18 protein-coding genes and 1 riboswitch are annotated in these 21,395 nt (G+C 60.1%); of the genes, 11 read left to right on the top strand and 7 right to left on the bottom strand.

Translation table 11 applies throughout. The annotated features are described in order from the left end of the window. The first annotated feature begins 137 nt into the window (after positions 1-137). From DW913_RS08280 to DW913_RS08270, 3 genes are all read left to right on the top strand, one after another. The gene (locus DW913_RS08280) at positions 138-1,268 is read left to right on the top strand and encodes a TIGR02452 family protein (RefSeq protein ID WP_117798210.1); all 1,131 of its coding nucleotides are present in this window, start codon (positions 138-140) and stop codon (positions 1,266-1,268) included. 78 nt (positions 1,269-1,346) lie between these two features. Then, positions 1,347-2,006 (top strand): SGNH/GDSL hydrolase family protein, encoded by a 660-nt coding sequence (locus DW913_RS08275; protein WP_117584214.1) that lies wholly within the window; start codon positions 1,347-1,349, stop codon positions 2,004-2,006. Between the two features lie 79 nt (positions 2,007-2,085). After that, positions 2,086-2,697 (top strand): pentapeptide repeat-containing protein, encoded by a 612-nt coding sequence (locus tag DW913_RS08270; protein ID WP_117798208.1) that lies wholly within the window; start codon positions 2,086-2,088, stop codon positions 2,695-2,697. 145 nt (positions 2,698-2,842) lie between these two features. Here DW913_RS08270 and thiD read toward each other — a convergent pair whose 3' ends face one another. Both thiD and thiC read right to left on the bottom strand, forming a co-directional pair. Beyond that, positions 2,843-3,673 (bottom strand): bifunctional hydroxymethylpyrimidine kinase/phosphomethylpyrimidine kinase, encoded by an 831-nt coding sequence (thiD, locus tag DW913_RS08265; RefSeq protein ID WP_117798207.1) that lies wholly within the window; start codon positions 3,671-3,673, stop codon positions 2,843-2,845. Between the two features lie 178 nt (positions 3,674-3,851). Beyond that, on the bottom strand, positions 3,852-5,186 hold the full coding sequence (gene thiC / locus DW913_RS08260; protein WP_117798206.1) for a phosphomethylpyrimidine synthase ThiC: 1,335 nt from the start codon (positions 5,184-5,186) through the stop codon (positions 3,852-3,854). Further along, a riboswitch (TPP riboswitch) is annotated at positions 5,179-5,294 on the bottom strand. Its footprint overlaps the gene before it by 8 nt. A gap of 63 nt (positions 5,295-5,357) precedes the next feature. Between thiC and DW913_RS08255 the strand changes: the two genes are divergently transcribed. After that, the gene (locus DW913_RS08255; RefSeq protein WP_117798205.1) at positions 5,358-5,873 is read left to right on the top strand and encodes a hypothetical protein; all 516 of its coding nucleotides are present in this window, start codon (positions 5,358-5,360) and stop codon (positions 5,871-5,873) included. Positions 5,874-5,913: 40 nt separating this feature from the next. On the opposite strand, the gene DW913_RS08250 is transcribed toward DW913_RS08255, so the two are convergent. Next, positions 5,914-6,723, bottom strand: coding sequence for a YaaA family protein (locus tag DW913_RS08250; RefSeq protein WP_117798204.1), 810 nt, complete (start codon positions 6,721-6,723; stop codon positions 5,914-5,916). A gap of 103 nt (positions 6,724-6,826) precedes the next feature. Beyond that, positions 6,827-8,224, bottom strand: coding sequence for an aminopeptidase (locus tag DW913_RS08245; protein ID WP_117655131.1), 1,398 nt, complete (start codon positions 8,222-8,224; stop codon positions 6,827-6,829). Positions 8,225-8,390: 166 nt separating this feature from the next. On the opposite strand from DW913_RS08245, the gene polA reads away from it, so the two are divergent. After that, positions 8,391-11,135, top strand: a complete 2,745-nt coding sequence (gene polA / locus DW913_RS08240) for a DNA polymerase I (RefSeq protein WP_117798203.1) — start codon at positions 8,391-8,393, stop codon at positions 11,133-11,135. Between the two features lie 344 nt (positions 11,136-11,479). Here the strand turns inward: polA and DW913_RS08235 are convergent, their stop codons facing one another. Beyond that, positions 11,480-12,307, bottom strand: a complete 828-nt coding sequence (locus tag DW913_RS08235) for a Cof-type HAD-IIB family hydrolase (protein WP_117798202.1) — start codon at positions 12,305-12,307, stop codon at positions 11,480-11,482. A 554-nt stretch (positions 12,308-12,861) separates the two neighbouring features. On the opposite strand from DW913_RS08235, the gene DW913_RS08230 reads away from it, so the two are divergent. From DW913_RS08230 to ndk, 4 genes are all read left to right on the top strand, one after another. Continuing rightward, positions 12,862-14,088, top strand: a complete 1,227-nt coding sequence (locus DW913_RS08230; RefSeq protein ID WP_035138001.1) for an argininosuccinate synthase — start codon at positions 12,862-12,864, stop codon at positions 14,086-14,088. 233 nt (positions 14,089-14,321) lie between these two features. Next, positions 14,322-14,492: a hypothetical protein gene (locus DW913_RS10050; RefSeq protein WP_156058436.1), complete on the top strand. Its 171-nt coding sequence runs from the start codon at positions 14,322-14,324 to the stop codon at positions 14,490-14,492. Between the two features lie 118 nt (positions 14,493-14,610). Continuing rightward, positions 14,611-16,041 carry an argininosuccinate lyase gene (gene argH / locus DW913_RS08225; protein WP_117798201.1) on the top strand — a complete coding sequence of 477 codons (1,431 nt, stop codon included), beginning with the start codon at positions 14,611-14,613 and terminating at the stop codon, positions 16,039-16,041. A gap of 384 nt (positions 16,042-16,425) precedes the next feature. Next, complete coding sequence (ndk, locus tag DW913_RS08220; protein WP_055251725.1) at positions 16,426-16,830, top strand: nucleoside-diphosphate kinase; 405 nt, start codon at positions 16,426-16,428, stop codon at positions 16,828-16,830. A 175-nt stretch (positions 16,831-17,005) separates the two neighbouring features. Here ndk and rpiB read toward each other — a convergent pair whose 3' ends face one another. Then, positions 17,006-17,473 (bottom strand): ribose 5-phosphate isomerase B, encoded by a 468-nt coding sequence (gene rpiB / locus DW913_RS08215; RefSeq protein WP_117629409.1) that lies wholly within the window; start codon positions 17,471-17,473, stop codon positions 17,006-17,008. Between the two features lie 270 nt (positions 17,474-17,743). Between rpiB and DW913_RS08210 the strand changes: the two genes are divergently transcribed. Beyond that, on the top strand, positions 17,744-19,063 hold the full coding sequence (locus DW913_RS08210) for a serine dehydratase subunit alpha family protein (RefSeq protein ID WP_117798200.1): 1,320 nt from the start codon (positions 17,744-17,746) through the stop codon (positions 19,061-19,063). Here the strand turns inward: DW913_RS08210 and DW913_RS08205 are convergent. Next, positions 19,060-19,818 carry an HAD family hydrolase gene (locus DW913_RS08205; RefSeq protein ID WP_117757023.1) on the bottom strand — a complete coding sequence of 253 codons (759 nt, stop codon included), beginning with the start codon at positions 19,816-19,818 and terminating at the stop codon, positions 19,060-19,062. The two genes, DW913_RS08210 and DW913_RS08205, sit on opposite strands and share 4 nt — an antisense overlap. Positions 19,819-20,133: 315 nt before the next feature. On the opposite strand from DW913_RS08205, the gene rpsA reads away from it, so the two are divergent. After that, positions 20,134-21,300: a 30S ribosomal protein S1 gene (gene rpsA / locus DW913_RS08200; RefSeq protein ID WP_022095232.1), complete on the top strand. Its 1,167-nt coding sequence runs from the start codon at positions 20,134-20,136 to the stop codon at positions 21,298-21,300. Positions 21,301-21,395 lie beyond the last annotated feature (95 nt).

Raw genomic sequence — 21,395 nt, 5'->3', positions numbered from 1 at the left:
GCGGCATTGCGATGCTTCCTGCCGGACACGGTAAAACGATGCGAAAGGCGGTCCTTCGGGGCCGTCTTTTTTGTGCGCGGCGGGGTATCATGGATGGGAAAAGCCGATAGCGGCAGCGACAGGAAAGGTGACCACGTATGGCAGACGTCGACAACAGGAACCGTAACCGCAGGTCCAACCGAGCGGGTCAGCCCAATCCCAAGCGCGAGGCTCGTGCCAAGGCCGCCGAGCGCCATGTGATGACTGTGTCCGAGGCCTGCGCCAAGGATATCGAGCGTTCGCTTGCTGGTGTTCGCGAGTTTGACGGCATGCCTGCCGGCTTTGTCGCGGCGATGAAGGCCAAGGCCCAAGCGGCTGCGGCTGCCGAGGAGCCGGTTGCCGAGGAGTCTGAGTCCGCCGAGGTCGAGGCCGCTGAGGTTGCGTCCGTCGAGACCGAGGTCACGGACGAGTCTGCGCCTGCCGAGGAACCCGCAGAGACCGAGTCCGCGCCTGCCGAGGAGCCCGCTCCGACCCTGCCCGAGGTCACCGTGCTTGATGCCTCCGCCACGCAGGCCATTCTGGACAACGGCCGTGGCTATGCGCAGTTCTGCGACATGGCAGTGCTCGCCTTTGCCTCGTTTACCAATCCGGGCGGTGGATATATTCAGGGTTATCTGGGCCAGGAGGCCACGCTGTGCGCCGATTCGTATCTGTACAACGTTCTCGATAAGCAGCGTAAGTGGTACGGCGAGAACCGTCGCCGCAACATCAACTGCGAGCTCTATCGTAACCGCGCCCTGGTGGTGCCTGCGGTGCGCTTCGACCGCAACCACGTGCATGCATACGCCGACGTGATCGTGGCCGCCGCGCCCAACGTTAGGCGCGCCCGCCAGGAGTATCGCGTGAGCGACGATGCTCTGCTGGATGCCCTGCGCGACCGCATTCGCTTTGTGCTCGCCATCTGCGATGAGCTTGGTCGCGAGAAGCTCGTGCTGGGTGCTTGGGGCTGCGACAACAACGGCTTTGATGCCGAGGCCGTGGCCGAGCTCTTCCGCAAGGAGCTCGCGTCGGGCGACTTCAAGGTCAAGCAGGTCTTCTTTGCCGTGCCCTCTACGCGCTGGGACGAGGACTTCGCCAAGTTCGAGCACGTGCTGGCAAACTTCCCCGAGCGCAACGAGGAGTCCTATGCTCAGGTTGCCGCCCGCACCGCAGCCGCCCGTGCCGCCGAGCAGGCTCAGGCCGCTGCCGAGGATGACGAGGATGACGACGACTGGCGCAAGTACCTGTAAACGGTGCGCGTGATGCGATATACCGAGCCGACGGGAGAGGCTGCTCCTGTCGGCTTTTTATTGAGTGGGGAGCTTACGATGAAAAACGTTCTGTGCTTTGGTGACAGCAACACCTATGGTTACGATCCGGCGGGCATGCGCGACGGTACCGCGGTGCGCTATGCGCAGGATGTGCGCTGGTGTGGCGTGGTCCAACGTGACTTAGGCGAGGGCTGGCATGTAATTGAAGAAGGCCTCAACGGCCGCACGACGGTACGCGACGACATGTGCCATCTGGACACTAACCTCAACGGCATTCGCGCGCTTCCGATGCTGCTCGAGGCTCATAAGCCGCTGGACGCCATTGTGATCATGCTGGGCACCAACGACTGTAAGACGGTCTTTAACGTGACAGCTTCCGATATCGCCCGTGGCGCCATGGCGCTGATTCGCGCCGTCCGCGCGTTTCCGTGGACCGACGCTGCGCCTTGCCCGCGCATCCTGCTGATGGCTCCTATCAAGATCAAGCCGCAGATCGCCGATGTATATATGACCGATTTTGACGAGCGTTCCGTCGAGGCATCTGAACATTTTGGCGAGTACTATGCGCACGTGGCCGAGCAGTTTGGCTGCGACTTTTTGAATGCCGCCGAGTTTGCCGAGCCGGGCGATATCGACTATCTGCATATGATGCCCGAAAGCCACGAGAGCTTGGGACATGCCGTGGCAGCCAAGCTCCAAGAGATGCTCGGTGAGTAGCGCGACCCCAAGCCACCGCAAAGGGGGCAGGCACCTTTGTGGTGGTTTTGCCCGGGTAAACGAACGGATTGGCTGCCATATGGGCATGGACGAGCTCATCGACCTCTTTGCCGAGGGCGATGAGCTCGTCTCCAATACCGCTTTTGAGGATTTGGATCTTGCCTGCGACGTGGCGAACGGCGCGACCTTCGATGGCGTCGTGTTCCGATCTTGCGAGTTCGATAGCGTTGACTGGAGCGGCTCGACGTTTCGCGACGTGGTGTTTCGCGGTTGCCGCTTTATCCGCTGCAACATGGAAGGCTGCTGGCTCAACCGCTGCGACTTCGTTGACTGCTCGGCGCCGGGGCTCAACTTGCTCAGGGCGCGTCTGTCGAGCGTGTCGTTTACATCGTGCGATTTGAGCTATGCGAACCTTTCGGAGGGACGCATTGGCCCCATGGCTGCGCATGACACGCGTTTGACCGAGGCCGCACTCCAGGGGGCAAAGCTGGGGCAATTGCGCTTGGACGGCTGCGACCTGACGCGAATCGATGTGTTCAAGACGCCGCTTTCCGGCGTGGATGTATCGCGATGCGCGTTCGCGGCCCCTGTCATCTCGGGCGACTACCGTGAGCTGCGGGGCCTGACGGTCAATGCCGAGCAGGCACTTGCGCTCTCGGGTTTGTTGGGAATTCAACTCGCCGACGAATAGGCGCTCTGGTCCTTTGCTCGACCGCTATCTAAAATCAAACCGTCGCAACATTTAATGATTTTTCGCGTTTGCACGATTTTCATCGAATGTTGCGACGGTTTTTGGTGCAAGGTAGCCTGTCTTTTTTTGGCAGGTTACTGGCTATTTAGTACTGCCACATGTGGTTGACAGGGCCGGAGCCTTTGCCCATGTCAAAGCCGGCGGCGAGAGCGCCCGTTAGGTAGGCCTTGCCGGCGTTGACGGCGTCGGCAAGATCCATGCCCTGCGCCAATGCGCAGGCGATGGCGGATGAAAGCGTGCAGCCGGTGCCATGCGTGTTGCCGGTCTCGATGCGCTTGTGGCGGAACCACGTGGTGAGCGGATCGCCCATATGGTTGCCTTCGTTATCGAGTGGCGCGGGTTCGGCCAATACATCGTTGGCCTCGTTGACAAGATGCCCACCCTTAACGAGGGATGCGCAACCAAAGCGGCGGGTGAGGAGCATGGCGGCGTTTTGCTGCGTGCGCTCGGAATCGACCTCGTAGTCGAGCAGCGCCATGGCCTCGGGAATATTGGGCGTGATGACGGTTGCTAGTGGGAACAGGCGGCGGGTGAGCGCCTCGGCGGCATCTTCGGCAATCAGCCGTGCGCCCGAGGTGGCTACCATGACGGGGTCGACGACCACGTTTGTCGCGTTCCAGGCGCTCAGGCGGTCGGCGATAACCTCGATAATCTCGGCAGAGGAAACCATGCCGATCTTGACGGCGCTGGGGCGGATATCGTCAAATACGGCGTCGATCTGCGCAGCGACGATATCAGGGGAGATATTCTGCACGGCGGTGACACCGAGCGTGTTTTGTGCGGTGATGGCGGTGATGGCCGTCTCGGCATACAGGCGGTGCGCCGTGATGGTCTTGATGTCGGCCTGAATGCCGGCGCCGCCGCTGGAATCGGATCCTGCGATGGACAGGACGGCAGGTACCTTACTGCGATCCATGTTTGCTCCCTTGTTCGGTCGGAATCAAATGGGTCTTTAAGCCAGCATTATAAAGATGCCCGGGCCGACTCTATGTCGAACCCGGGCGGGCGATGCAATCTTTACGCAAATGTAAGCAAATGTTCACACGTCAACAATTGACGAACACCATGTTACCGATTGTGGCTCCGATGACGAGTTAGTCCTCCATGCCGAGGTCGATCGTCGTGCCTTCGAACACCTTGTTAACGGTGCGGACGGCGCACATCTTGCCGCACATGGTGCAGGTGCCCTCGGTGGCGGCGGGGGATTCTTCGTAGCGTTTCTTGCCGGTGACCGGGTCGAGAGCACACTTCCACATGGCATCCCAGTCGAGCTTGCGGCGTGCCTGGCCCATCTTGTCGTCCATGTCGCGGGCGTGCGGCACCTTCTTGGCGATATCGGCGGCGTGCGCGGCGATCTTGGTGGCCATGAGGCCGTCGAGCACGTCCTTGGCGTCGGGCAGGCACAGGTGCTCGGCGGGCGTCACGTAGCACAGGAAGTCGGCACCGGAGCTGGCGGAGATGGCGCCACCGATGGCGGCGGTGATGTGGTCGTAGCCCACGCCGATATCGGTCACCAGCGGACCCAGCACATAGAACGGGGCGTTGTGGCACAGGCGCTTTTGCAGTTTCATGTTGGCGGCGATCTCGTCGAGCGCCATGTGACCCGGACCCTCGACCATGACCTGGACGCCGGCAGCCCAGGCGCGCTTGCACAGCTTGCCCAGCTCGATCATCTCAGCGGTCTCAGTGGCGTCGTTGGAGTCGTAGAGGCAGCCCGGGCGGCAGGAGTCGCCGAGCGAAATCGTCACGTCGTACTCGTGGCAGATCTCGAGCAGCTCGTCAAAGTACTCGTAGAAGGGGTTTTCGTTGCCGGTGACCTCCATCCAGCCAAACAGCAGCGAGCCGCCGCGGCTCACGATGTTCATCAAGCGGCCGGTCTCCTTAAAGGTCTTGGTGACTGACTTGTTGATGCCGCAGTGGATGGTCATAAAGTCCACGCCGTCCTCGGCGTGCGCGCGCACGACCTCGAACAGGTCATCCTTGGTAAGCTTGACCAGCGGCTTTTCCATGTAGCCGATGGCGTCGTACATGGGGACGGTGCCCACCATGAGCGGCGTCTCGTCGATGAGCTGCTGGCGGAACTGGCGCGTCTTGCCCGAGTTGGAAAGGTCCATGATGGCGTCGGCGCCAAAGTCCTCGGCGATCTTGACCTTCTTCCATTCCTCGGCGGCATCGGCTTTATCGCCCGAGATGCCCAGGTTGACGTTGACCTTAGTAGACAGGCCCTCGCCGACACCAAAGGCGCGCATGCCTTTTTTGATGTGCACGATGTTGGCGGGAATGGCGATGCGGCCGTCGGCCACGCGCTCGCGGATGTACTCGGGGTCGCGATGCTCGCGCTCGGCGACTTCCTTCATCTGCGGCGTGATCTGCCCGGCGCGGGCGAAGTCGATTTGCGTGACGAGCTTGGGCTCGGTCTGTGTGCTCATTGGCACGGCTCCCTTCGTTGGCATTACCCATATCAGGTTTGCGGGTCAGGGCGGGCGCGCCCAGTCTCAGCCTGCCGTCTTGTCCTGCAAGCTCCCCGTTTATGTAATGGGCTCAAGTATAGCTCGAATGGGTACGATTGGCCTAACGAGCGTGCCTGTGGGGAGGCGAACATGGAAGACAAGCATCTATATCGAGAGACGCAATGGGATGTATCGGCCGAGGAAAGCCGTGCGCACCATGGCCTTGTCGCGATTGGTTTTGCGGTGCTTGCCGTGCTGGTGATTGCCTTTTGTATCTGGACGTTTGGCGGTCACGGCGGCGCTGCATGGGAGTTCGAGGCCGACGATGCCCTGCCGATCATGACAGTGAAGGTTACGGGCGGCAATACCGTTGCCGCGCCGGGCGACTATTGGTATTCGCGCGATGGATTTGTCCAGCTTCAGCTGAGCGGTGGGTCTATTCCTGGTGAGGAAATCGAACGCGTGACGTATGATGCGGCGCTCAAAACGCTGACGGTGAAGCTCAAGAATCAGGGCGACGTGCCTACGACTATGGATATCGCGCTGCCGGAATGGCGCTTGGAGCCCCCATCGGGTGTTGCGGTGTCCGAGGTAGAGCACGTTAAGATTACCTACCAAGATGGCTCGACAAACGAAGTTGCCAAAGCCGACGGCTTGGCGGAATAGACGCCGTGCCTAGGCAGCACATTCAAAAGTAGCGGTGGTCCTACAAGGTCTGTTCGTTCAGGAAGACCAAAGTGTTCTTATTTGAAAGCTCGGGAAAGTGACGATAACCAACGTCAAACGCGGTGAGCCCGCTTACATCCTCGAGCTTGTTTTCTGCCATCCAGCGCACCATGGAACCACGTGCCTTTTTGCTGGCGGTCGAGCGCTGGATGGGCTTGCCGTTGCGGATGCCTTCGCCAAAGAGGCACGTGACGACCGTGGCGTCGCCCGCGAGATGGGGCAGAACGGCTTTGGCGTACTCTACGCTGGCGAGGTTGACGATCGTGGTGTTTGAGCCTGCCGGGGCGATAGCCCGCGCGAGCTTGTCGCTCCAAAACGCGTAGAGGTCTGGGGCATCGTCAACGGCGAGCTTCGCGCCCATCTCCAGCCGATATGGTTCGACGGCATGAAAGGGGCGAACGCACCCGTAGAGGCCAGAGAGGATCCACAGGTGGCTTTGCAGCCATGCGAGCTGCGCGGAATCCATCACCTCGGGCGCCATGCTCTGGTATTGAATGCCGTGGTAGGACATGACGGCAGGGGAGAGGTGACAGGCGAGTGCGGGATTGTCGAGATCGCCGTTTTTCAGGATGGGCCCGAACTCATGCAGGGTGTTGAGGCAAGGCCCCAGCAGTTTGTCACTCACGTTCCATAGCGCCTGCAGGCTGTCGCTGCCTTCATTCCGCTCGATATCTAGCAGTGCGCGGTGGAGGCGAGCCGTCTCGCGCGCAAAGGGTGGAATGCCCAGGACTTCAAAAGCATCTTGGGCCGCGCGCATCTGCTTGGCGGGCGAAATGACGACCTGCAGCATGGACTCTCCTCTGCCAAAAAGGAAGTTGCGGTGGAATACGGTCTGTTTTGGCCGTTTATGGGCCAGTTTAGTCTGTATTTCACCGCAACTGATGAAGGGTTGGTTACGCGCGCTCGATGAAGGCCTTGTAGCCGCGATAGGCCTCGTAGATATCGGCCTTGTTAGCGACCTCCCACAGGGCGTGCATGGACAGGACGGCAACGCCAGAGTCGATGACGTTCATGCCGTACTTAGCCATGATGTATGCGATGGTGCCGCCGCCGCCCGCGTTGACGCGACCGAGCTCGCAGGTCTGGAAGTCCACGCCGGCCTCGTCCATGATGTCGCGGATGAGGGCCACATACTCGGCGTCGGCGTCGTTAGAGCCGCCCTTGCCGCGGCTGCCCGTGTACTTGTTAAAGCACAGGCCGCGACCCATAAAGGCTGCGTTCTTGGTTTCGAACTTGCCGGCGTAGCCCGGGTCGAAGCCGGCGGACACGTCGGAGGAGAGCATGCGGCTGCGGGCGAGCGCGCGGCGCAGGGCCAGCGGGCTATCCTCGCCGGCGAGCGTCATGATCTCGGCGACGGTGTTCTCGAAGAAGCGGCTCGTCATGCCGGTGGCACCCACGGAACCGATCTCCTCCTTGTCGACGATGAGCGTGATGCTCGTGCGCTCCACGTTGGCGACGTTGATCTGGGCGAGCATGGACGGATAGGCGCAGACACGGTCGTCGTGGCCATAGCCCAGAATCATGGAGCGGTCGAGGCCCATGTCACGGGCGGGGCCGGCGGGCACGACCTCGATCTCGGCGGAGAGGAAGTCCTCCTCCTCGACGTCGTACTGCTCCTTGAGGATATCCAGGAACATCTGCTTGACGGGCTCCTTGGGAGCGTCCTTGTCGTCCTCGTCAAACTTGACGGGGCGGCCGCCCACGATCACGTCGAGGATCTCGGCGTCGACGGCGTCCTTGGCGGGCTTGGCCATCTGCTCGCTCGAGAGGTGGATCAGCAGGTCGGAGATGGTAAAGACCGGGTCGTCGGCCTTGTCACCGATGTTGATGTCGACGGTGGTGCCGTCCTTTTTGCAGATGACGCCCACGAGTGCGAGCGGGGAAGCGACCCAGTGGTAGCTCTTGACGCCGCCATAGTAGTGCGTGTCGAGATAAGCCATGTCGCCGGCCTCGAAGGCGGGGTTCTGCTTGAGGTCCAGGCGCGGCGAGTCCACGTGGGCGCCCAGGATGTTAAAGCCCTGCTCGAGCGGGGCGGTGCCCAGGTTGACGAGCATAAGGTCCTTGCCGTGGTTGGCGGCGTACACCTTGTCGCCGGCCTTGAGCGCGCGGCCCTCGGCGATCACGGTCTCCAGATTGACGTAGCCCGCCTCCTCGGCCATCTTGATACCGGCCTTGACGCACAGGCGCTCGGTCTTGTTCTCACTCAAAAACTGCTTATAGCCGCGGCAAAGCTCCTCGAGCTCCTCGATCTGCTGTGGCGTGTACTTTTTCCATGCGCTGGGACGCTCCATGACGCAGGCTCCTTTCGGATCGATCGTGCTGGTTGATGTACCGTGAGCCATCGTATCACGCGCGGGCCCGCGGCGGCAGGGAAGCCTGATGTGCGGTGGCCACGGGGCGGGGAGCGTGTAAACTGGTGTGAGCAAACCGTGCCCAGCCCAAAGCGAGGTATTCAATATGTCTGAAAAGCGCCGTACCTTTGCCGTCATCGACGGCAACTCGCTCATGCATCGCGCCTTCCACGCCGTGCCGCCGACCATGAACGCGCCGGACGGTCGCCCCACCAACGCGATCTTTGGTTTTCTGAACATGTTCCTCAAGATGATCGATGCCTTTAATCCCGACGGCGTTGTCGTGGCGTTTGACAAGGGCAAGCCGCGCGTGCGTATGGAGATGCTGCCGCAGTACAAGGCGCAGCGCCCGCCCATGGACCCCGACCTGCACGCGCAGTTCCCCATGATCAAGGAGCTGCTCGCCGCGCTCAACGTGCCCATTTTGCAGTCCGAGGGCTGGGAAGGCGACGATATCCTGGGAACCATGGCGCGCCTGGGCGAGGAGGCCGGCTGCGACATGCTGCTGGTGACCGGCGACCGCGACATGTATCAGCTCGTGACCGAGCACGTCAACGTGGTCTCGACTCGCAAGGGCCTGTCCGACGTGGCGATCATGACGCCCGAGAGCGTGGACGACCTGTATCACGGCATCACGCCGGCGCTCGTGCCCGATTTTTACGGTCTGAAGGGCGATACGTCGGACAACATTCCCGGCGTACCGGGCATCGGCCCCAAAAAGGCGAGCGCGCTCATCGCGCAGTACGGCAGCCTTGACGAGGTCATCGCGCATGCTGACGAGGTCAAGGGCAAGATGGGCGAGAACCTGCGTGCGCACATCGACGATGCGCTGCTGAGCCGCAAGGTGGCGACCATCCGCACCGATGCACCCGTTGAGCTCGATTTTGAGGCGACGTCCTTCCCGGCGTTTTCCGCCGATGAGGTTTCCGCGGCGCTGGGCACGCTTGGTATCACCGCCATGCAGAACCGTTTCTTGGCGCTGATCGGCGGCGAGGGCGGGGCAGCTGCCAGCACGTTTGAGATTCCCGCCGTTTTGCGCGCAGCCGCCGGCGATGCTGGCGCGCTTGGTGCCGTTGCGGCTGAGGTCTCCCGCGTGATTGATGCCGGCGAGTGGGTCGCCGCCGTGGTGGACGATGACAAGGAAGAGGGCGCGCTCTTTGGGCTGACGCGCACGCTGTGGTTGGCGACGTCCAAGGGCCTGTTTGCGCTCGAGGAGGGCGACAGCGGTGCGGCGGCTGAGGTTGAGGGCTTCAACTTCGCCCACGGCGTGATTGCCGGCGTGCTCGCGCGTCTGTTTATGGAAGGCCGTGTGGCGAGCCCGGATATGAAGGCGCTTCTGCATGAGCTTTCGCCCATCGATTCTTCTGAGCTCGAGCTCATGGATCCGCTGGCAGTCGATTCCACGCGCATCTTCGATACCGTTGTTGCCGCCTACCTGTTGGATTCCGACCGCTCCGAGTTTGACGAGGTGTATCTGGCCGATACGTATCTGCAGATGGCGCTGCCTGCGGCGCGCGGCGCAGAGGGTGCTGGCGAGGACGCTCCTGCGCCCGCCGCTCGCACGGCGGCCTTGACGCTGGCGCTGGTTGCACCGCTGCGTGACCGCATGGCCCGCGAGAACGCCGCCAACGTGTTCGATGGGATCGAGATGCCGCTCGTGCCGGTGCTTGCCAAGATGGAGCGCGCGGGCATGCTCGTGGACCCCGACCGCCTGCACAGTCTGTCCGAGGGCCTGGCGACCCAGATTGCCGATGTCGAGCGCAGCATTCGCGACCTGGCCGGCGACGAGACCTTTAACATCGGCAGCCCCATGCAACTCTCGCACGTGCTGTTTGATGTTATGGGACTTCCGACCAAGGGCCTCAAAAAGACCAAGCGCGGCTACTATTCGACCAACGCCAAGGTGCTGAGCGACCTTGCCCGCGACCACGAGATCGTGCGCCTGATTTTGGACTGGCGTGAGAAGTCCAAGATTAAGTCGACCTATCTGGACACGCTGGGCCCGCTGCGCCGTGGTGACGGGCGTGTGCACACCACGTACAACCAGACCATCACCGCGACGGGGCGTTTGTCTTCGAGCGACCCCAATCTGCAAAACATTCCGACGCGCTCGGAGCTGGGGCGTACCGTTAAGACGGCGTTCTCGGCGGGCGAGGGCAGCGTCTTTTTGGCGGTGGACTACTCGCAGATCGAGCTGCGCCTGCTCGCGCATCTTTCGGGTGACGAGCACCTGGTGCGCGCCTTCAACGAGGGCGAGGACTTCCATGCCGAGACGGCCGCGCGCGTATTTGGCGTGCCGGTGTCCGAGGTGACACCCGACCTGCGTAGCCGCGCCAAGGCCGTGAACTTTGGCATCGTGTACGGCCAGCAGGCCTATGGACTGTCGCAGTCGCTGCACATCTCGATGGCCGAGGCGCGCGATATGATCGATCGCTACTACGAGGCCTACCCGGGCGTGCGCACGTTCCTCGACAATGTGGTGGCGCGAGCCAAGCAGACGGGCTATGCCGAGACCATATATGGCCGCAGACGCCATATTCCCGAGCTCAAGGCCAAAAACCCACAGCTCCGCGGCTTTGGTGAGCGCACGGCCATGAACCACCCCATGCAGGGCACCGCCGCCGACATCATCAAGATCGCCATGGCCCGCGTAAGCCGCCGCCTGGAAGAAGAGGGTTTTGCCGCCCACATGATCTTGCAGGTACACGACGAACTGGACTTTGAGTGCCCGGTGGATGAGGTCGAGGCGCTTACGGCGATGGTCCGCGACGTCATGGAGCATGTGGTGGAGCTCCGCGTACCGTTAATCGCCGAAGCCAGCACCGGCATAACCTGGGCCGACGCGAAATAGGGAAGCACTCCGTAAGGCAAGCTCGCCCAAGACGCAAGCCCCCACATACTTAAGATTTGGGACAAACACTACTGATTAATTTGTCCCACAGTAACCAAAACAGAGGGGAGCCCCTCCCCAACAAGGAGCTCCCCTCTGCTCAAATCATTTCAGCTAAGTATCTAGACACTCAAGACGCCATCTTGGCGGCAGGAAAGTAAACCTAGGGCCTGGCCGGGCGGCACGGGTTAACTTTTCGTAGATTCCGCACGCAAAGAAAGCCACTTAATGTGGCTTTCGTCTTGCGCAGGACCTGACCGAGCGAAAAGTTATCCCGTGCCGCCCGGTCAGGCCCGATGGGACGGCTACCGAGCCGCCAGGATGGCGTCGATGAGCGTCAGTACGCCCCCGTCGTTGTTGCTCGGAATGCGCCACTTGGCATGCGCGTTCATGTGCTCCTCGGCATTGTCCACGATAAAGCTATGCCCGACGCGCTCGAGCATGGGAATATCGTTGTAGGTGTCGCCCACGGCGGCGGCGTCGGCGATATCGATGCCCAGGTGGTCGCACAGGTGCGCGACGCCCGACCCCTTGTCGACGCCCAGGTTCATGAAGTCGATCCACTCGCGCCCGGCGTTGGTGACGTAGAGCTTGTCCGAGAACTCGGGGCTGTAGTCCTCGCGAAACGCTGGCTCGGCATCGTAGGCGGGGAAGAAGATCGAAATCTTGTTGGACTCGATATCAAGGCCCTCAAAGCTATCGACGTAGTTGATCGTGTTGTAGTACACGCTGATCTCGTCGTGGTACTGATGGTCGCGGGCGAGCACATAGAACTCGTCGTAGCAGCACAAGACGGGAACGGCACGCGGGTCCTCCGAGGCACGGGCGAGCACCTGCTGATACAGCGCCACATCGATGTTGCTCTTATAGATATAGCTGCCGCGATAGATGACGCAGGCTCCGTTGTCGGGACAAAAAGCAAGGCGGTTCTTAATGCTCTCGAACATTTCCTCGAGTTTGGGGGCGGGGCGTCCGCTGGCGGGGCAGAATACAATGCCTGCGTCGGCGAGCTTGTCCAGGCGCTCATCAAGACCCTGCGGCAACACGCGCTTGTCGGTGAGCAGCGTCTTGTCCATGTCGACGGCGAGAATCTTAATGCTTCCGATATTGGTGTCCGATTCGTAAGTTTGCATAAAAGCGCGCCTTTCGTTTCGAAATTGTTTCAGACGTTATAACCATCAACCAGTAACTGAGCGTATTGTCGCAGGAACGGAGCGTATTTGCACCACGCTTCACAAAGTAATGAAAAAACTTTTCAGAAATTTGAATTTGTCGCTTGTGCTGCGGGCACTTTAGCGTAATATAGCGACCATCGAAAACGGAGACGGAAATACAACCGCTTACCGAAGAAAAGGTACCGTTTACGATATTAGAATTGCGCCCGGCGATAGGTGAAAGGAGAGGCAGATGCAGTTCGTAAAGATCATCACCACTGCAGATAATGCCATCCGACGCCAGCGCGCAATTTCCCGACGACGATAACAATCGTCTCTGTTCGTATGGGGTGAAATGCCCCAACAGAGTCATTTTGAGGTCGTTGGGTTTTAGCACGATATAAACGCATGTTTCTAGGGCATGCTGTGCTGCTTTTTGCTATTTAACCTGATATTGCACGGTTTTTTGACCTCGAAATGACTTGCAACTGACCGATGTTCTAACTAGCTACCAAGGGCGAAAGGAAACAGCCATGAGCAAGGAAAAAGTCGTTCTCGCATATTCCGGTGGTCTTGATACATCCGTATGTGTCAAGTGGCTCCAGGACGAGAAGAATCTCGATGTCGTTTGCGTCTGCGGCAACGTGGGCCAGGAGGAGACCGGCTTGGATGCCAAGAAACAGAAGGCGCTTGACCTGGGCGTTCTCGATTGCCAGGTGCTCGACCTGCGCGACGAGTTCTCCGATGAGTTCCTGACTAAGGCCATCGCCGCAAACTCCATGTACGAGAACAAGTACCCGCTGCTCTCCGCGCTGTCTCGCCCGCTGCTCGCCAAGAAGCTTGTCGAGGTCGCTCACGAGTTTGGCGCGACCTACGTCGCCCACGGCTGCACCGGCAAGGGTAACGACCAGGTTCGTTTTGAGGCTGCCGTCAAGGCCCTCGACCCCGAGCTTAAGGTTATCGCCCCGGTTCGCGAGTGGGATCTGAAGTGCCGTCCCGATGAGGTTGCCTATGCTCACGCCCACAACGTGCCGGTTCCCGAGGGCGCCAACGACAACCCCTATTCCATCGACGACAACCTGTGGGGTCGCGCCATCGAGTGCGGTCACCTGGAGGATCCCTGGAACGAGCCGCTCGATGACGCCTGGGTTATGACCAAGAACCCCGAGGACACGCCGGACACCCCGACCTACACCGAGATTGAGTTTGAGGCGGGCAAGCCCGTCGCCGTCGATGGCAAGAAGATGAAACTCTCCGAGATCGTCATCGCCCTCAACAAGATTTCAGGTGACAACGGTTTTGGCCGTCTCGACCTGGTCGAGGATCGTCTGGTGGGCCTCAAGAGTCGCGAGTGCTACGAGGTTCCTGGCGCCCTGACGCTCATCACCGCCCACAAGGCGCTCGAGGACATCTGCGTCGAGGGCGACCTGCTCAAGACCAAGATTAAGCTCGAGCAGGATTGGGCCACCGCCGTGTACAACGGCCAGTGGTACAGCCCGCTCAAAAACGCGCTCGATGCCTTTATGGCCGACACCCAGAAGTTCGTGACCGGCACCGTCCGTCTGAAGTTCTTTAAGGGCAACTGCCATGTCGTCGGCCGCAAGAGCCCGTTTAGCCTGTATGACTACGGTCTGGCTACCTACGACCGCGACACTACGTTTGACGAGAAGGCCAGCGCCGGCTTTATCGAGATCGATACGCTGTCGCTCAAGACGTGGGCTAAGGTCCAGGGCCCCAGCTCTGCTGCCGCCCAGGCCTAGCGCCTCCTTCCTTTGGTATCCGCGCGGCCCATCCGCGTGATACATAACGGGCGCATGGGGTCCCTACCTTTCGTTATGCTTGCTGACACTTCTTAACATCGGTGGCCCCTACGTTCCGCCCGCATATATGATGCCGCGTCTGCGGCTGAGTCCGAGCCCCGCCGGGGTTGTCCGGCGGGGCTCCTCCTATCAATTTGACGGCCCTGCGCCTATATATATGGGGAGTATCCATTATGTTCAATGCTATCGCGCATGCTTTACTTGCCCTCGCGCCCGAGTTCGATGCTGCAAAGGTCGAGGACGTTCCTATGAGCCTAAAGGCCTGGATCGATGGTTCGCAGGGCAACATTCGGAGGGAGACGTTGGGCGCCAAGTGCATGGCGCGTCACTTCTTTGCAAATTAGCTATATGGCCTCGCACATGGTGGGGAATATACAAAACTAGCGGTTGAGAAATCGCTTTAGCGACAGGGCGCATTGCTTTGGGCGCTTGTTTTGGGATTTGATGAAAGGGGACGGTTCCATGGCTCTTTGGGGCGGTCGTTTTGAGGCAGGCGTGGCCGAGGTCACGCAGGAGTTTGGCGCGTCGTTGCCGGTTGACAAACATCTCTATAAGCAGGATATCGCCGGATCTAAGGCACATGCCAAGATGCTGGCGGCCCAGGGCATTATCAGCGCCGAGGACGAGCAGGCGATTGCCGAGGGCCTGACCGGAATCGAACAGGATATCGATGCCGGCAACTTCACCTTTGATATCAACGACGAGGACATTCATATGTCCATCGAAAGCGAGCTGACGCGTCGTATCGGCGAGGCTGGCAAACGCTTGCATACTGGGCGTTCGCGCAACGACCAGGTGGCGACCGATACGCGCCTGGGCGTCAAGGCGCTGGCCAAGGAGCTCATGGAGGCCAATCTTGAGCTGCGCCATGTGCTGGTGGATGCGGCCAAGAAGTACGACAAGGTGATTCTTCCGGGCTACACGCATATGCAGCACGCTCAGCCCGTGCTGCTCTCGCATCATCTGCTGGCGTATTCCTGGATGTTCGCGCGCGACTTTACGCGCCTGAAGGCCGCCTTTGATGCCGCCGACAACTGCCCGCTGGGTGCTGCCGCGCTTGCCGGTACGAGCTATCCGCTCGATCGCCAGATGACGGCTGCCGAACTTGGCTTTGCGGGCGTGATTCCCAACTCGCTCGATGCGGTTTCCGACCGTGATTTCCTGCTCGATCTGCATTACGCCGGATCCGTCATGGCGATGCACCTGTCGCGTCTTTCCGAGGAGATCGTGCTGTGGTCGAGCTCCGAATTTGGCTTTATCACGCTTTCAGACTCCTACTCCACCGGCTCGTCCATCATGCCGCAGAAGAAGAATCCCGACTTTGCCGAGCTTATCCGCGGTAAGAGCGGTCGCGTGTACGGCAACCTGGTGCAGCTGCTGGTAACCATGAAGGGCCTGCCGCTCGCTTATAACAAGGACTTGCAGGAGGACAAGGAGGGCGCGCTCGATACCGCTCACACGCTCATGCAGTGCCTGTCCGTTATGGCCGGAATGATTTCGACCTGGACCGTCAACGAGGATGCCATGGCGCGCGAGTGCGGCGTGGGGCACCTTGCCGCCACCGATGTTGCCGATTACCTGGCAAAGCGCGGTCTACCGTTCCGCGAGGCACATGCCGTGGTGGGGCACCTGGTCCTGATGTGTGAGAAGCGCGGCTGCAATCTTGAGGACCTGCCGTTTGAGGTGTTCCAGGAGGCAAGCCCGCTCTTTGAGCGCGATATTACCGAGGCGCTCGATATCCCGTCGATTGTCGCCGCGCGCACGGCCGAGGGCGGTACCGCCCCTGCCGCCGTTGCCGTGCAGCTGCAGCGTGCCGAGGCGCAGCTCGTGGCCGACGAAGGCGTGTTTGGATCGCTAACCAAGGTTGTCGAGATGGGTCACGGGGCAAAGTAGAGGTTTGGCTGAAGACGTATTGTCCATTTATTGATAAATCGTTTTAGCTTTACGGGCGCCTGCTGATGCGGGCGCCCCTATTTTGCTGCTATGGGGGAGGGGCTTGTCGAGAACTTCTGTAGGACCTTTGGGCAGGTTGTGAAGGGGGTACGTTCGCGGGTGGCAACCGACCGCCCGCTCTGTTCCATGTGGTTGATGAGCGGTCGGATGGTACTCTAATCGGGCTTCGAAACAGAAGTGACACATATGGAGCGCTTTAATAAATTGCAGCGTTTCAATAAACAGCTTTTTGTTTAACTGCAGCTAAAACTCTGTTACGATGCAGTCCAGGCGGGTGCCGGAATGGGACATGGGCACGCGCGAACCTACTTGAAAGGCTACCTTATGGCTATCGAGAAGACCTTCATCATGATTAAGCCCGACGCGGTGCGCGATCGCAAGATCGGCGAGATCGTTGCTCGTATTGAGCGTAGCGGCCTTGTCATCGAGCGCATGGAGATGACCACGCTCGAGCGCGCTACCGTCGAGGAGCACTACGCCCATCTGGCCGACAAGCCCTTCTTTGGCGGTCTCTGCGACTTTATGACGAGCGGTCCGGTCGTCAAGATGGTCGTTTCCGGTCTCTCCGCTGTTTCCAAGATGCGCACCCTTATGGGCGCTACCAACCCGCTTGATGCTGCGCCCGGCACCATTCGCGGCGACTTCGCTGTCGATGTCAACGCCAACGTGATCCACGGCTCCGACTGCCTGGAGAACGCCGAGATCGAGATCAAGCGCTTCTTTGGCTAAACCAGCTTTGACTCCTTAAAGCTGTTAGCGTGTGGCTTGGGCGCCGCGGAATTCCAACCGCGGCGCCCTTTTATTCCGGTAGATTTTTGGTAAACGCATAGAAAACTACTAAAGAGCCCCGTCCGGATGTTTCTTCCGGGCGGGGGCTGGCGCTAGCGTATGGCTTTGTAAGTCTTTAGGCCTCGTCGACAATCTTTAGTCCGCGGGTCTGGTCGATCTCGTTGAGGAGATTGACGCGACGCTCGTGGCGGCCGCCCTCAAACTCGGCGTCGAGCCATTCGTCGACAATCATCTTGGCGAGCTCGGAGCCCACGACGCGGGCGCCAAAGGCCAGCACGTTGGTGTTGTTGTGCATACGGGAGAGCTTGGCGCTGAAGGGCTCGGAGCACACGACGGCGCGTACGCCCTCGACCTTGTTGGCAGCCAGGCTAATCCCGACGCCGGTACCGCAGATCAAGATACCCAGGTCGACGTCACCGTTGGCCACGGCCTTGCCCACCTTGTAACCGGCGATGGGGTAGTCGAAGCTCTCGGAGGTGTCGGTGCCATAGTTCACGACCTCGCAGCCGCGCTCCTTCAGGTGCTCGGAAATGATGTTCTTGAGCTCGACGGCGGCGTGGTCGTTACCGATACCGATCTTCATGAGTGGTTCCTCTCTGGTCCGTGCGGCGGAATTGCTAAAGGTTTTACCGCGTTCGACTGCATGATAGCGCGACTTTTGTGTAAACGCTCGGGCGTTTTTTGGTCAAACGCTTTAGCATGCAACAAGACCTGCTTTTCATGAATGAATGCCGCCAGTTTGTGCTTGAGCGCCGTCCGCCGGAACCGTGGTTGCGGTTTTTGATGCATTGTTATCAAATAAAGGAGCTAACTTTTTTGAGAGACCAGCCCGTTATGCAAGCAGGAGATACCTATGCCTACCGATTCCCTTCGTGATGCCGCGTTTTGCGATGTTTTGAACCGCGAGCTTGTCTGTGCGCTCGGCTGCACCGAGCCTATTGCCGTTGCCTATGCAGCGGCGTTGGCGAGCCAGACGCTCGGTTGCGAACCCGATCATATGGACGTTGCCTGCTCGGGCAACATCATCAAGAACGTTAAGAGCGTGACCGTGCCCAACTCGGGCGGTATGCACGGTATTGAAGCTGCAGCCGTGCTGGGTGCCGTGGGCGGTGACGCCAAGAGCGCGCTTGAGGTGCTCGAGAGCGTTAACGATGAAGACCGCGCTCGTGTGGCCGAGCTCCTCGCCGACGCCGGCTACTGCGATGTGTCGCTTGTCGAGGGTGTGCCCAACCTCTACATCAAGGTGACTGCGACGGCCGGGGGCCATACCGCGGTCGTCGAGATTACCGATCACCACACTAATGTCACGTGCCATACGCTCGACGGTATTCCGGTATGCGGCAAGTCGGCGGGGGAGTGCGCCGCCTGCGCCGAGCGCGTGGTGGCCGAGCGTGCGGCAGATAACGCCGATACGCCCATGTCCATTGATTCCATCATCGACTTTATCGAGGACGGTGACATTGAGGGCGCCCGCGCTGCCGTTGAGCGTCAGATTGAGCTGAATGGCGCAATCAGTGCCGAGGGCCTTGCGCACGCTTGGGGCGCCGAGGTGGGTCGTACGCTGCTGGGTGCTCGTGCCGATGACGTCGCCTGCCGTGCCCGTGCCCGTGCGGCCGCCGGGTCCGACGCCCGCATGAACGGTTGCGCGCTGCCGGTCGCCATTGTGTGCGGCTCGGGCAATCAAGGCATTACCTGCGCATTGCCCGTCATGGAGTATGCCGAGTACCTGCGTTGCGACCACGAGCGTCTGGTACGCGCCGTGATGCTGTCCGATCTTATCGCCGTGCATATCAAGAGCTATATTGGTGCGCTTTCGGCGTTTTGCGGTGCTATTTGCGCCGCGTGCGGCGCCGGCGCTGCGATTACCTGGCTGTGCGGTGGCACGCGCGAGCAGATTGGCGCGACGGTCTCGAATACGCTCGGTAACGTGGGCGGCATCGTGTGCGACGGCGCCAAGGCGAGTTGTGCCGCCAAGATTTCGGCTGCCGTCGATGCGGCGATTCTGGGACATGACATGGCCATGCAGGGGCGTGGCTTCCGCGCCGGCGAGGGTTTGATCCAGGATACCGTCGAGCAGACGATTGCCAGCATGGGCTACGTGGGCCGTGTGGGTATGAAGGACACCGACGTCGAGATCCTCAACATCATGATCGGCAAAACCCAAGTGTGCTAGGACAGTTCGTCGGCTACTTGGTGTTCGTAGAAGGCTTCTACTACGGCGTTAAAGTCGCGGGCGAAGCCTTCCATGGTTCCGCGCCAGGTGACTCGGTTGGGCTTGCCCTGGCCTACATAGGCAGTCTGAATGCCGCAGGCGGGGTTAGGGAAGTCGCGTTTGGGATCGTTGCCCACCATAAGGACCTCGTGCGGTTCGAGCCCCATCACCTGAAGCTGCTCTAGATAGTAGGTGGCATCAGGCTTGCAGCGGGTGGCGTTTCCCATGTGCGTGACGAGCTCAAAGGGGGCGTCGGCCAGGTCGCCCCAACCCATGCGGCACTCGATGGCCCCCTGCGGAAAGCTGGGGTTGGTAAAGAGCGCGCAGCGCAGCCCTGCGTCCTGTACGGCCTGAAGCGCGGCGTGTGCGCCCGGCATGGCATGGGCGTTGATGAGTTCGTCATTCTTGTACGGAAGAACTTCGCGGTCGTAGTAGGTAAACGCCTCGTAGATAAGTGGGTCCGAGAGGCAAATGCCGCATCGGCGCTCGACCTCTTCTTGGTAAAACTCAAGATTGGTGCGATTGTCCGTGCTGCTGCGGCGATTGGCGTTGAGGTCGACCAGGATGGTGCCGAGGCGTGCCATCGTGCCACCGCGGCTGCGGCGCCCGATATCCGCGAGCATCGAAGAGACATCCTTAAAATAGCGAAGGATGAACGCGTTGAGGTTGATGCTAAGAAGCGTTTCGTCCATATCGAAAACGACTGCTTTGAGCACGCGGGCACCTTTCTCGAAAAATCGATCTAGAATCGTATGTCTGGGATACTTTACTCCAAAGCCGTATGCCCAACTGCTTATCGTCAGCTTGTGGAGACAGTCGTTCACAAGATTGCGAAAAAGTCTCCATACGAGTAAAAAATGGCAGTTCACGCTTGAAATCGAACTCATTTCCCCGTAACCTATACGAACGTGATTGCATAAGCGTCACATTAGTATCTGTCGGCTCCCGAGTGTTCCTAAACGTTGTGTGCTTGTCGCACCCTTCTGTAGGTCCTAGCAATCGGGGCCCCGTAGTTCGAAAGGGGTCCACCTTTGAGTGAGATTCAGAACTCGTCCATTTTCTCTCTTGACGATGTCAACGAGGAGGAGATGAACAACCTCATCGACGGTACGATTACCGACTTTGATGAGGGCGATCTCGTTAACGGCACTGTCGTTAAGATCGAGCATGACGAGGTGCTCGTTGACATCGGATTCAAGTCCGAGGGCGTTATCCCGGTCCGCGAGCTGTCCATCCGCAAGGACGCTAACCCTGCAGACATCGTTGCACTCGGTGATCCCATCGAGGCTCTGGTTCTCCAGAAGGAGGACAAGGACGGTCGTCTGGTCCTGTCCAAGAAGCGTGCCGAGTACGAGCGTGCTTGGAACCGCATCGAGGAGAAGTTCAACTCCGGCGAGAACGTCGAGGGCGAGGTTATCGAGGTTGTCAAGGGCGGCCTGATCCTCGACATCGGCCTGCGTGGCTTCCTGCCCGCTTCCCTCGTCGACCTCCGTCGCGTCAAGGACCTCACCTCCTACATGGGCACCCGCATCGAGGCCCGCGTCATCGAGATGGACCGCAACCGCAACAACGTTGTCCTCTCCCGTCGCGTCGTGCTCGAGGAGTCCCGTAAGGCCGAGCGCTCCGAGATCCTGTCCAAGCTCAAGTCTGGCATGCGTCTCCAGGGCACCGTTTCCTCCATCGTCGACTTCGGCGCCTTCGTCGACCTCGGCGGTATCGACGGCCTCATCCACATCTCCGAGCTCTCCTGGAACCACGTCAACCATCCTTCCGAGGTTGTCAAGGTCGGCCAGGAGGTCGAGGTCGAGGTTCTCGACGTCGATCTCAACCGCGAGCGCATCTCCCTGGGTCTCAAGCAGACCACCGAGGATCCGTGGCGCGCACTGGTCAAGAAGTATCCCGTCGGCGCTATCGTCGAGGGCACTGTGACCAAGCTTGTCCCGTTCGGCGCTTTCGTCGATCTGGGCGAGGGCATCGAGGGCCTGGTGCACATCTCCGAGATGGCCAACAAGCACGTCGATCAGCCTTCTCAGGTCACCCACGTGGGCGACAAGGTTCAGGTCAAGGTCATGGAGATCGACCTCGACCGTCGTCGTATCTCCCTGTCCATGAAGTCCGCTGCTGAGACTCTGGGCGTCGAGATCGAGGTTACCCCGCTGCCTTCCGAGAAGAAGGACGAGGAGACTGACGCCGAGTAAATCGGTTTGACGATCACTTGTTTTAAGGGATCCGTCCGTAATGGACGGGTCCCTTTTTGCATTAAAGGCTTTAGCCTGTGCGGGGCGCGCAGCGC

This window comes from Collinsella sp. AM42-18AC, assembly GCF_003467965.1.
In the GTDB taxonomy this organism is placed as follows: Bacteria; Actinomycetota; Coriobacteriia; order Coriobacteriales; family Coriobacteriaceae; genus Collinsella.
The sequence above is the reverse complement of the archived record's forward strand: the minus strand, read 5'-3'. Positions and strand labels throughout refer to the sequence as shown.